The sequence below is a fragment of the bacterium SCSIO 12741 genome (genome assembly GCA_024398055.1).
Classification (GTDB): domain Bacteria; phylum Bacteroidota; class Bacteroidia; order Flavobacteriales_G; family Salibacteraceae; genus SCSIO-12741.
The window spans coordinates 1,403,287-1,416,221 of record CP073749.1 but is presented as its reverse complement, the minus strand read 5'-3'; the positions used below and the strand labels follow the sequence as shown (position 1 = coordinate 1,416,221).

General features: G+C 45.2%; 9 protein-coding genes. 1 reads left to right on the top strand and 8 read right to left on the bottom strand.

The annotated features are described in order from the left end of the window. Window positions 1-34 precede the first annotated feature (34 nt). Window positions 35-1,558, top strand: a complete 1,524-nt coding sequence (locus tag KFE98_05950; GenBank protein UTW63687.1) for a serine hydrolase — start codon at window positions 35-37, stop codon at window positions 1,556-1,558. Here the strand turns inward: KFE98_05950 and KFE98_05945 are convergent, their stop codons facing one another. The 8 genes from KFE98_05945 to KFE98_05910 form a co-directional block, all read right to left on the bottom strand. Further along, window positions 1,559-2,767 carry a peptidoglycan DD-metalloendopeptidase family protein gene (locus tag KFE98_05945; GenBank protein UTW63686.1) on the bottom strand — a complete coding sequence of 403 codons (1,209 nt, stop codon included), beginning with the start codon at window positions 2,765-2,767 and terminating at the stop codon, window positions 1,559-1,561. A gap of 102 nt (window positions 2,768-2,869) precedes the next feature. Next, entirely contained in the window at window positions 2,870-3,703 is an 834-nt protein-coding gene (locus KFE98_05940) for a DUF4292 domain-containing protein (GenBank protein ID UTW63685.1), read from the bottom strand. Further along, a complete protein-coding gene (locus KFE98_05935; protein UTW63684.1) occupies window positions 3,684-5,423 on the bottom strand; it encodes a tetratricopeptide repeat protein in 1,740 nt (579 codons plus the stop codon). Before KFE98_05935 ends, KFE98_05940 begins: the two co-directional genes overlap by 20 nt. Before the next feature lie 4 nt (window positions 5,424-5,427). Then, window positions 5,428-6,432 carry a nucleotidyltransferase gene (locus KFE98_05930; protein ID UTW63683.1) on the bottom strand — a complete coding sequence of 335 codons (1,005 nt, stop codon included), beginning with the start codon at window positions 6,430-6,432 and terminating at the stop codon, window positions 5,428-5,430. 127 nt (window positions 6,433-6,559) lie between these two features. Continuing rightward, on the bottom strand, window positions 6,560-8,068 hold the full coding sequence (locus KFE98_05925; GenBank protein ID UTW64650.1) for an NAD(P)/FAD-dependent oxidoreductase: 1,509 nt from the start codon (window positions 8,066-8,068) through the stop codon (window positions 6,560-6,562). Continuing rightward, entirely contained in the window at window positions 8,061-11,336 is a 3,276-nt protein-coding gene (locus KFE98_05920; GenBank protein ID UTW63682.1) for an MMPL family transporter, read from the bottom strand. The genes KFE98_05925 and KFE98_05920 overlap by 8 nt, the downstream gene beginning before the upstream one ends. Then, complete coding sequence (locus tag KFE98_05915) at window positions 11,276-11,749, bottom strand: hypothetical protein (protein UTW63681.1); 474 nt, start codon at window positions 11,747-11,749, stop codon at window positions 11,276-11,278. The genes KFE98_05920 and KFE98_05915 overlap by 61 nt, the downstream gene beginning before the upstream one ends. Beyond that, entirely contained in the window at window positions 11,750-12,931 is a 1,182-nt protein-coding gene (locus tag KFE98_05910) for a DUF2062 domain-containing protein (GenBank protein UTW63680.1), read from the bottom strand. It abuts the gene before it with no gap. Between the last annotated feature and the right edge of the window lie 4 nt (window positions 12,932-12,935).

Genomic DNA, 12,935 nt, shown 5'->3' with positions numbered 1-12,935 from the left:
ATTAAAATACCGTAGGATCGGATACCTTTTTGCTATGAAAAGCTCACATTATTTAGTTCTTGCCACCTTGCTGTTTTTTTCCTGGAGCTCCCTGGCTCAGGAAGCGGATTACGGCGAGATTAATTCATACATCTCCAAATCGGTTGCTCAGCACAAAATTCCAGGTCTTGCCATTGGTATTGTGCACGATGGTGAAATTGTATTCCAACAAGGTTATGGAGTCTGCAAAGCCGGTGAAACGAAGCGGGTAAATACGACCTCTATGTTTGGTATTGCCTCCTTGTCGAAAGCCTTTACTGCTGCGGCATTGGGACAGCTGGTAGATCAAGGGAAAATCAAGTGGAACGATAAGGTAACCACCTATCTTCCCGATTGGAAGCTCTATGACCAAACGGTTACCGACATGATGACCATTGAAGACTTGCTTTCGCACCGCAGCGGATTGAAAACCTTTGATGGAGATCTACTTTGGTACGGAACGAACTATTCACGCGATGAAATCATTACCCGAATTCGCCACTTGCCATTGAGCTACGAATACCGAGCAGGATTTGGGTATCAAAACATTATGTACATCACCGCTGGTCAGGTTATCGAGAAAGTTTCGGGCATGAGCTGGGATGACTATGTTCGTCAAAACATTTTTGAGCCATTGGGAATGAACAAAACCAACAGCTCGATTAGCAATTACAAGGAAACTTATTCCATCGCTTATCCTCACTTAAAAGGACAGCCTCAGGAACTTATTGACTACAACAACTCGGGGGCTACCGCCGCTCTTAACAGCAATGTGGTGGATATGGAAAAGTGGATGTTGTTTTGGTTGAACAACGGAATCCACAATGGAGATACCTTACTGCAGCCGGCCACCATTCGCAAAATTTGGAGTGTTCAAAACCCACTACCTGTATCGGGCTGGGATGAGAAGAATGGAACTCATTTTAAAGGTTACGGAATGGGCTGGTTCCTTTTCGATTACCAGGGATTAAAAATTGTGCACCATGGTGGAGGGCTTCCTGGCTACATTACCAAAGTAGCTTTGATTCCAGAAAAGAATGTAGGAATTGTGATTCTTACCAATGACATGTCTGCGGTTTGTACAGCGTTGATGTACAAATTAATCGATATCTACAGCGGTGCAGAAACGAATAGAGATTGGTCCAAAGAATTTGCCGGGTATGCTAAAAGACAAGAGGCGCACCAGGCTAAACAGGATTCAACGGTAGACGCCAATCGCAAGACGGATATGCCTCCATCGCTCGAGAAGATGGCTTACACAGGCAACTACGTTGATAGTTATTATGGACCTGCAGTAATCACGCTGGAAGGAAAAGGAAAAAAGGCCAAACTCAAATTGGAGCTCACTCCGGCCAAAGAACTCTTTACAGGAATGATGGAGCATTGGGAAGGAGATACCTGGGTATTTAAGTTTAATGATGCTTTTCTACCTCGTGGATTTGTAACCTTTCAAGTGGAGAATGGAACCTGCAAAGGTTTTACCATCGACCTTCCGAATCCGGATTTTCACTTTTCCAATTTGAATTTCTCGAAGCAGTAATTACTTCAGTTGGTAAATCCATTGAGTAGGATTCAATGGATCTTTACTGCCGTCTTTGTACAGCTCGAAGTGAACTTCTGTACTTCCGTCAGAATTGTCGGTTAAGATCGTTCCAATGCTTTGCTTGGTGCTAATCATGTCGTCCTTCTTCACGTATACCTCTTTTAGGTTGGAATAAACCGAGAGGTAGGTTCCGTGCTTCACCATGATGGCTTTACCCATTCCTTGAAGAACAACTACGGCCACTACTTGACCATCAAATACAGCCCGACATTGAGATCCAGGGTCGGTGCTAATGTCAATACCCCGGTTGTGAACGATGATTCCACGTAGTACCGGGTGAGCATGTTTTCCAAATTTTCCAGTCACAATACCGCGATCGGTAGGCCAAGGGAGTTTTCCCTTGTTGCTTTCAAAATTAGCAGCTAAAGCCAAAGCTTCTGGTGTGAGTTTGTATTTGCTGCCTGCGGTGTTTTTGCGGCGTTCTTCTTCTAAAATGCGGTTTATCGCCTTTTGCAAATTGACCTTTTTTCTTTCCTTCTCCTTCAGCTCTTTCTCCAGTTCTTTTTGCTTGGAGTTTAGGCTGTTGTACGTCTTCTGTTTGCTGGTGCGGTCTATATCCAGGTTCTTTGTTTCCGATTCCTTGGAGCTTAACAGGTCTTTTTTCTCGTTTTTTCGATCGGCCAATTCGAGGTTCTTTTGGTTGAGTTCTTCCTGAGTTTGAACGATCAATTGAGCCTGACTTTGGCGGTAAGTCGAATATTGTTGAAGGTAAAGCAGTCTTTTGTAGGCCTGGTTGAAATCCTTGGAGGCAAACACAAACATGATCTTATCGTAGGTGCTTCGGGTTTTGTAGGCATTATAGATCAACTGGGCATATTCATCCTTTAGTTTATCCAGTTCCTGTTCTTTAGCCAGAATTTCTAATCGGTTTACCTCAATATCCTGATCGATTAGATCGATTTCACTACGCAGGTTGTGAATCAGTTTTTGACGTTTTGCAATTTTTTGGCGAAGAAGTAGAAGCTCATTTAACGAACTCGATTTTTTCTTCTGGGTTTCTTTGATCAGTTTTTTGTTGTAGTCAATGTCTTTGAGTAGAGAAGAGCGCTGTTTCTCAAGCCGGGCTTTCTCGCCGGATTGGCCCATGGATAGGTTAGTCCAGGATAGGAGGATGAGAAATAGGGCTATGATTTTTACCGAGCGCATTACCATTCGAAATTAGCCAATTCTAAGTCCTGTACTGGATTAGGGGAATTGGTTTTCAACAAAATTCAACGGAAAACCTATGGTTTTAGCGCTTCTGTGGGTCTAAAAAAAGGGCTCGTACTTAGACGAGATGTTAAAGGGGAAGGAGGTCTTTTCGTTCACCGTGAGCTTCAATACTTCCATGCGAAACTCCATCTCTTCCTCATCTTTTACGAAATATCTCGCCTTATGGGGAATCAATTCATCGTTCACTTGCTGATGCTCTGAAAACTCAGCCACAAAGTTCTTTTTGGTTTTGCTCTCCGAAATTCTGGACTTGGTTACCTTATAGCTTTCCGGATCTACCCAAATGGTGTAGTTCTGCTGATGTTGGACTACGGTGGTGTCGCTTGTTTTGTATTCACGGGTTTGCAAACTGCTCACGAGATACTGGCCTCTTGAAGAGTAAGTTCTTGTTTTTTCGCTTTTGCTCAGGTCAAAGGAATTTCCAAGAATAATGGATTGAAAGGAGTAAAAATCGAAAGGCATTTTGAAGCGATTTTGCACGAATGCATAATCACCGAGGTAGTACTTCCCGTTTTTGCGGTCGATCATTTTAACGCTGTCGGGAAACATTAGGAAGCGGGCAACTTCTACTTTGTAGTAGGTAGCCGAAACCCAGATCACGCTGTCCTTTTTCATACGAACGTGCATCTTGAAGGAATCTGAAAGCTTTGGTGTCTTAAAATATACCTTGGTCTTAAGGTTGAGGTATTCGGCGTCCACTTCGTTTTCGGATACCTTGGTCATCAACTCGTCCTCGGTCATCTTTGGAAGGGTATTGCCAAAGTTGATCACCCCGCTATCTCTCTTCGACTTACAAGACGAAAAGACCAGGGCCAGGCTGATTACTACCAGCCAGGTTAAAGATCGACCATTACTCTTCGTGCAGTTCACCGGTTTCCAGTTTTTGGTTTAGGAATTCTGAGCCTTCCCCTGCTTGAGAAGCCTTCTTCCAGTAATTACGGGCTTCATCCTTTTCTCCCAATTGGTAGAGGATGTCACCATAGTGCTCCAGAATTACGGCTTCGCCACGGCCTCCGTGATTCAGCGCAAATCCCATGTATTTCTTGGCCTCTTCGTAGTCACCCATGCGGTACAATATCCAAGCATAGGTATCCAGAAACGTAGCCGATTCGGGTTCGTTTTCAACCGTCCGTTTCGACATTTCTTTCGCCTTTTCAAGGTCACGATCTAAAAGAGACAAGTAGTAGCTGTAATTGTTGAGCACCACCATATTGTTGGGGTCCAATTTGAGCGCCTGGTCGTAATTTCCGAAAGACTTATCGTAGTTGTCGAGGTTGTAGTAGGCGTCACCCAGGTAGGTATAAAACTGGGCCTTCAACTCCCGGTTGTCCATGATGAGGCCCAAGCCCATTTCCAAAATATCAATGCAATCCTGATTCTTGTCCAATTGCAGAGCGGCAACACCCTGGAAGTAGTAAAAACTGGCTTGTGTCGGAAAGAGATCGACCGCTTCAGCAGCATGGTCATACATACCTTGCCAATCCGCCTTATCGGAATCAATGATCAATACCTGGCTCCAAACCAAAAATTGATCCTTGTTGATGTCAAGGCTTTTGAGGTAGTTCTTTTTAGCCGGATTGATTTTCCCGGATTGGTAGAGCAAATCCGCATAAACACCAAATGCTTTAGCATCCTCAGGGTGAGTTTCGGTCAACGTTTCCGCCAGCTCCAGGGCAAAGGGATTGACCATTCCCTCGGGCACGCCTCGATAGGCGATGTGGTTAAAAAGTATCCGTGCTTTGGAGTCAAATTCCAGGTCAGGATTGGCGAAGGCCAGCTTCATGGTTTTTTGAGCCTCTTCCACATTACCCGCTTCATAATAGTAGGTAGCCATGGAAAGTTGAACCAAGGCATTATCCGGATCAATGGCCAGCAATTTTTCGTAGGTAGCTACTCCCGCTTCTTTGTCTCCGGTTTTGAAGTACAACTCAGCCAGGGCCGTATAATAGCGAGCTACACTGGGGTACGTTTCCACCAATTTGTTGGCTTCTTCCAGGGCTTTGTCATTTTTTCCCTGAGCTACATATATCTTTTGTTTTTGGGTGCTGGTCATTTCATTGACCCCAAATTTCTCTTCAGTCTCATTGTAGACCTTCATAGCTGACTTGAGATCATTTTGGTAGAGGTACATGTTGGCCAGCGATTCGTACAAGGCTATGTTATCAGGATTAACCTCGATCAAAGCCCTAACCTGATCCGCTCCCTTTTCATATTCACCTACCGTTTCGTAAATGCCAGCCAAAGCTTGACGGTACCATTTGTTTTTGGGTTCAATTTCTACCGCTGCCTCAAGCAAAAAGGTGGCTTCTGCCAAGCGGGTTTGTTGCATCCGAATTCCGGCTAACTCATATAGGGAGGCGGCGTGTTCCGGATATATTTCAATGCAACGTTGAAAGAGCTCAGCAGCCTCCTGATAGTTGTCAAGCATCTTCTGCTTGTTCGCTTCGAAAAAGGTATGCTTGAGTTCAATCAGCTGTTTTTCAGTCAGCCCGGGAGAAGACTCCTTCTTCTTCTTTTTCGCTTGAGCATTGGGAATGGCCAGGCAGATAGACAGAAGAATCAGAATCGATATTTGGGCTATTGACTTCAATAAATTAGGCTTTTAGAGTACTGTAATCACTAATGCTCAAGTCCATCGCAGATCCTTCTACGCGGGCATGGTGTCCGATCATAGAGTCAGCTACTACCAGCTGATTCAAATCAGAATTGGCTTGAACAATACTGTTGCTCACAACGGAGTTTTCGATCTGGCAATTGTCTCCAACGCTCACGTGCGGGCCTACAATTGCATTTTTTAACGATACTCCTTCCCCGATGTAACAGGGAGGAATGATCACACTGTTTTCCAGAACCAGGTTATCTCCATTTTTCAACTGGTCTTTGGTGTTTTCCAAAACCCGTTGATTGGTATAAACGGTTGCGTTCTTATTTCCACAGTCGAGCCACTCATCCACTTTGCCTGGTACAAATTGCATGCCCTTGGCGGTCATGTTCTTCAGCGCCTCTGGCAATTGGTATTCGCCATCGTTGATGATGTCGTTGTCGATGAGGTATTGCAATTCTTGGCGGAGTGTCTCTCCATCTTTGAAGTAGTAGATACCAATCATAGCCAAATCCGATACCCAGGTTTTGGGCTTTTCTACAAAGTCGGTAATGACTTGATTGTCGTCCAGCTTTACTACCCCAAATGCGCTTGGATCTTCAATTTGGCTTACCCAAAGAATTCCATCGCGTTCGGTTTCCAATTTGAAATCGGCACGAAACAAGGTATCTGCAAAGGCAACAATGGTTTTGCCTTTCAACGTTTCTTCGGCACAAAGAATGGCGTGGGCCGTTCCCAAAGCTTCTTTTTGGTAACAAATCTTTCCCTTGGCGCCGAGTGATTCTGCTATAGCGAGAAGCTTGGCTTCCGTTTCTGCTCCAAAATCACCAATCACAAAGGCAATCTCGTCAATCTTTTCGGTGCACAAACCAGCGATGTCTTCAACTAAACGTTGAACAATTGGTTTGCCTGCTACGGGGATTAATGGTTTCGGTACGGTTAAGGTGTGTGGGCGCATTCGCTTGCCCATTCCAGCCATTGGAACTATTATATTCATCAGCCCTTTAAGTTGTTTTGCTGCGTTAATGAACGCATGGATAAAACCGCGGCAAAGATAATCGAATCCGGGAGGCCCATGTTACCAGTACTTTCAAAAAATACAAAGGCATGTTAACGCGACCTGATTAGTTGATTTTGTTGAGTAGGTAGGGCAATCCGAAGATTTCGGAACAGGTTTTAAAAGCAGATACGCTAACCCCCAATATTCCGTGAAGGTTAAGGTTTTGTCCGGTGAGATAGAGGTTTTCCAGCTTGGTCTTGCCAGATATCATGGTGCTCAAGGGGTTTCTACTGTCTTTTTCAATCCCATACATCGAGCCCTCAGGAGTGCCTATGTAGTCGCGGTAAGACAGGGGAGAAGAGGTGTATATGGATTGAACACTTTGTTGAATTCCTGGATACCTTTTTTCCAGTTCCAAAAGAACTTTTTCGGCTTTTTGGCTTTTAAACTGTTCGTAATCCTCTCCCCGATTGGCGGTGGCGGCAATGGTGTTGAAGGAGTCCTTCCAGGGGGCCATTTCTTCGCTTCTCATGTAGGTTAGGATGGAAAGCCCGTGGGCGTATTCCCTGTCATCGCCTTCTGCTGGAACGGATAACATGTATGATCGAGGCCAGTCTTCTTGCGTATAGTCTGCAGCACTCCAGGCATTAGCGGATTTAAAGTGGTAGCGGTTGTGGTTGAGGTAGGGAAAGGATTCGGGTTTCATCACCAGGTGAACGGAGAAGGCAGAAATGCCATTTTCAAGGGCCTTCATACGTTGTCGGGTGGCTTTTCGAATGCCTTTTTCCACCAAGTCGAAAGTCATGGCTGGATGTAGGTTGGAAATAATATGTTTGGCGGTAAAGGTTTCTCCTTTGGTTGTGGTCACTCCAAGGGCTTTTTTACCATCGGAGAGAATTTGATCTACTTGCCGATAGCGAAGCAGCTTTCCTCCCTTTCTCCGAATTTTTTTTGCCAGGGCTTGGGCAATTTGGCCTCCACCATTTACGCATCGATATGCGCTTAGAATGTAGGAGTTGCAGACCAAGGCATGTACATAAAATGGGGTCTTTTTCGGATTGCCGGCGTAGAGTAAGTTATTTCCTGCCAATACCGCCCGAAGAGTAGGATTGGAGGTGAGTGAATCGATGAAATCCTGGGCATTTAGAGATAGCAGGTCTCCTTCCATAGAGAGTTCACCTTCCTTGAGGTTGTACAGCGGAAAGCGCAGACAAAACTCCTGAATCTTGGCGCAGTATTTTTTAATGGCTTCTTGTTCTCCTGGAAATTGGCTCGAAAGGGTTTCAATAAATCGTTCATAACCTTGAGCCCATTTGTAGTCTTGGGGATCGTCGTCGAAGGAAATGATGTCAAATCCTTCGGGATCCATAGGGTCCAATTTCAAATCAGACAGAATACCGTGGTATTCAAACAAACGATGGAGGTTTTGTCCTTCTCCGAGTCCGCCTAAATAGTGCACGCCCGTATCGAAGGTCACTCCATCTCGCTTAAAGATTTGAAGGTTTCCTCCAAGCTGGTTGTTCTTTTCCAGCACCAGCACTGAAAGTCCTTCGTCGCAAAAAGTAGAAGCACATAGCAGCCCGCCCAGGCCACTGCCAATTATGATCGCATCGTAATCCAAATGATCAGAAATGTTCGGGTCGGATCGGCCAGTTGTTGGACTCGTTCCGCCATTCCTCCGCCAAATTAAGCGTAAAAATTTGATTCGCCTGTAGCTTGCCCGACTTCAACCAACTCTGTAGCTTGTCCCATTGATCCGACGGCAAGGAACCATCGGTTTGATCAATCACCAGGGCGTCAAAAGAGTGATCTTCTGATCCATCAGGAAATGCCTGAAATTGGATTTTGTCATTTTTCAAAGTCGTAAAACTTTGCTCCGGGAGATACAAATCAGCTTCCTGTTTTACCCAGCTGGTGAATTCACGTTTTTCAGAAAACCAGGAATAATAGAAAGTTCCGAGCCCCAGAGTTTCTCCTACTACCAGAATGCGCCCTTTAAGTGGAAGTTGCCGGTTGATGGTTTCTCGGCTCGCTTGATTGCTTCGAATGACCCCTTTGGCTCGTTTTTCCAAATCGAGACCCTTGTAGAGGTAATGCTTAAACAAACGATGACGGTGATAATGAACCGTTTCTAACTCAAAACGCATGGCCAGGAATTGAGCCATAAAATCTTTCCGAACCGATTTGGCTCGTTCTCGGTAGTTGTCACCCCAACTTCGATCTTCGTAGCGAATGGGTTCCAGGTAACGAGTGGTAACTGAGCCATTTTTCAAAATGAAATCATCGCTTTTGGTCATCGCATCTCCAAAACCGTGCAAGAGGATGGGAACCATGTCCAGCTTCAACTCTTCGGCGATAAAGAAGGCTCCGCGGTGAAAGCGTTGGATTTTGGGAAAGACGGAGCGTGTACCTTCCGGGAAAACACAGATATTAAATCCTTCTTTCACCTTTTGACTCAGGTGAGGAATACTCTTTTCGTAGCCTTCAGAAACCTGGAAAAAACCCGCCCGCTGGACGATAAATCCAAATACAGGTGACTTGTACACCCAGTCGTTCGTGAGTAGAATGTTCTTGGGATTTAGAGCCAAAATCAGTAGAATATCCAAAAAGGATTCGTGATTGGCAAAGTAGACTACCGGTTTTCCACTTGGGTTTTGTTTAGGCAAATCAAGGGAGCGTTTAACGTTTCGGGAAACGGCAATCAAAGACAACATGTACCGGCTGATGCTCCAGGCCAAAAAGCGTTGACGGGTAACCGGTTTTACCGGAATGATTAAAGCGATGGCACTGAGTACGGTAATAATTACTGAACCAACCAGAAAGTAGAAAAAGGTAAACAGGGTCCAAAAGATATTGACCGTGGTAAAGGGCTCCACGCCTTTTTTCTTTCGCTTTAATATGAGTAGGTCAAGCAGGAAGTACTGAAGCGTAAATGAGATCCAAATGGCCACTGATATTCCAAGCAGGGAAATGAGGGCCATGGAGTGAAGGGCCGGATGTTTGGCAAAGATCAATACTCCAATTCCGGCCAGTGTGGTAAGTCCGGATAGCAGAATAGAAGTTTTGTAAACCGATACTTTTTGTTCTCCCGTCTTGAGCTCATGCAGGACGCCTGAAGTGATGAATATGGCATAGTCGATCCCCAGCCCGAAAATCAAACTGGATACGATGATGTTGAAAATGTTGAATGGAACATCCAACCATACCATTAAGCCGGTAACCCATACCCAACTAATAGCCACGGGTAATAGGGTGATGAGGGCCAACAAGGAATGCCTGAAAAAGATCAGAAGAATAAGGAAGACCGAAATCAAGGACAGGCCGATGAGCGATGAAAAATCTTCTTTCAGGGCGAGAATGATTCCGTTGGCAAAGTCACTTTTATCAAATACGGTTACGCCCTCTTTGCGTAAGGCCAACTTCAATGAATCAGCAGGTGTTTGGCCAATTCGCAAAGGACTATAGATGATTAAATCCTTCCCGGTTTGACCGGTGAATGCCGATAGGTTTAGTGCTTTGAGTTCCTGGGCCTCATCAAAAGACAAGGGTTCGTAATCCTTTTCCAGTCGTTTGTAAAACCGTTTGAAAGCGGTCTCTTTGAATTTGTAGGGAGTGCCGGCTTCGATGAGCATTTGTCGAAGGCCATCGATACGCTCGTTTGTCCAGAAATTATTCCACAAGGCCAGTTTTCGCTCCTGTTCTTCTTTAGAAAGAACAATGGGTGCCAAAGAAGCCGCATGAATTTCGGGATAATCTTTTTGCAAGTTTTGAACTACTTGAAGGATGCGCTGGTTCTCAGCAAATACTTCGTTTTGATCCGAAGATCGGGCGACGAGGTAAATGGTTTTTTCTTGTTGACCGTTTATCGAGTTTAGTCGGGTAGCGGCTTCTTCCAGGGCTTCGCTCTGGTAATTCATTTTGGAGAGGTCTCCATCAAAACGAACCTCACTAAAGAAGAAAAGAAGGACTGCAGTAATGGCCAATGATGCGAGTATAGCCCAGGGCTTTTTGTGCAAAGGGTATTGACTCAAGGTCTGCATGAATCCCTTTTTCGGAGCGCTTTTCCTGGTAGAATCTCCTTTTTTAGATTTCACCAAATTGGAAAGAACCAACAAGGTGGCCAGGGCCGCCACGATTACACTGATAGAGGCAAACAAGCCAAGATCGGTTAGGGCGTCTGAACCTACCAAGGCCAAACACATAAAAGCAGAAGCAGTGGTAAGGCAAGAAGTTAGAATAGGGCGTGCGGTAGATCTCAAAACTGATTCCACTTCGTTTTCTTCCCGCATGTGGTTCAGAAAGTGAAGGCTGAAATCAATGGTGATTCCTAAGATTAAAGAACCAATTCCCAGGGAGATGGCTGAAATCGTTCCCTTCACCAAATAAAGAGTGGCCAGGGCAAATCCCGCTCCTAAAATCACCGGAAGAAAGAGCAAAATAAAGGTGGTGGGCTTGCGAAAATAAAAGGTGAGAAAGACGAGTAGAATGATAACGGCAATACCAACCGTCGATTGAATGTCTTTTTTGATTCGACGAGCATTCCCTACGGCAACGGCGGTGGTTCCGTAGTACTCGGCCTTTACCTGGTCGGTAGAGAGCGATTTCAAGTCCTCGGAAAGCAGGTCGAGTAATCGAGCATTTTCGGTGGTTTCGTTCGGTTCATTTTCCGGAATCAACCACATGAGCAGATGGCGCTGATCTTTGGAAACGTAGTAGTTGTTGTAGAGCTCAATGCGATCATCCAATCGGAGTTGGTTGAGCTTATTGAGACCGAGGCTATTCATTCCAACCGGATCGTTCATAAAGAACTTTCCGGCTACCATTCCAGCTGGTGAAAGGATCAAATCGTAACCACCGCGAACGAAAGACTGGATGGAATCGGGTTGCAGGCGTTTATCCAATACCGATAATCTTTTTCGGAAAGAAAATAGGGCAGGTTGTCTGAGAGGTAGTTGTAAACCGCTTGTTGATCTTCATCGGTCAATTGATATTCGAAGGTTCGAATCAGTCCCTGATAGCTCGTGTCGCTTAGCCGTTCGGCCAGTTGATCAGCGAGCTCGGTGAGGCTGTCGGGATGTACATCTCCGTCGGCATAAACGTGAATAAAGAGCCGATCCATGAACCCGGAAGATTCAATCAAACGATTGACTTCCACCAATTCCTCGCTGCCGGGTAGCATACGGGATATGTTTTCTTCAAACCTAAGCTGAGAGACCAAGCCACCAAGCAAGGCCATGAGGAGCAATAGCAGTCCGAAGAATAGGGCTTTCTTCCGGCTAAAATACCGTTGAATATGGATAAACCAGTTTTCCAATCAACCGTGTTTCTGGGTTCGGGTGGAGGAAAGATAAACAAACGTCAGCAATCCAAAAAGGAGTGCTAAAAGAGGGGCAAGAATGGTACTGCCAACGGCATATTGCACCAGATGATCTTTAATGGATTCTACCGTAATGTCCATGTTGAAGGCGATCACTTTACCTGTGCCAAGGGTCCACTTCCCGATGATCATACTCAAAAAGACCAGAATGGGAACAAAGGGCGGAAAGCTGATATTGGAAGCCAAAAAGGCAATGAACTTGTTCAGCTTAAATACGTGAGCGAATACAATGACCGAGAGGGTGTGGAGTCCCCAAATAGGTAAAACGCCAATAAGAACACCCAACATCACGGCCTTCACTTTTTTGTGAATGGGCTCATGACTTTGAATCAGATCTTCACGGATGAGTTGGCGAATGCTTTTTTTTTGAAAATGCCGCAAAAGATTCCTCGGCTTGTAGTAGAGTAAGGCCAAGGTAACCAACCAAGTATTGAGAATGCTGATTCGCGTGAAGTCTTGCAGAGGGCGGAAATGAGTAACCCGCTCTTCGGGGTCATACAATACCTTAATCGGAACCGGAATAACCGGAATATCCCTCCAGGCTGCCTTCACGATTACCTCGATTTCGAATTCAAACTTCGTTGTAAAGAATCGAACCTTATCCAAGGCCTTTACCGGGTACAACCGATATCCGGATTGAGTGTCCGGGAGTTTTATACCGGTTTCAAACTGAAACCAGAAGTTGGAAAATTTGTTTCCAAAGCTACTTTTTCCGGGAACCGTCTCCTGATCCATGTTTCGGGCTCCGATAATCAGCGCCCCTGGATTTTCCTCCAGTTTGGTCACAAAATCAGGAATGTTTTCCGGGTAGTGTTGTCCATCCGAGTCGATGGTTATGGCATAGTCAAATCCCAGTTCAACCGCTTTTTTAAATCCGGTTCTCAACGCATTTCCTTTTCCCTTGTTGGGTTGATAGGAAACGACATGGGCTTTGTTTTCGTAGTTTTTTAAAAGTTCGGGAGTGGAATCTGTTGCACCGTCGCAAACTACAATCAGATCATCGGAGTATTCCAGTACGCCATCCAACACCCGAGTCAAAGTTTTCTCGTTGTTGTAGGTCGGAACAAGAATACAGCACCGAAGTTCTTTGAGTTTTGACTTGCAGTCGGTTTTTTCCACGGGG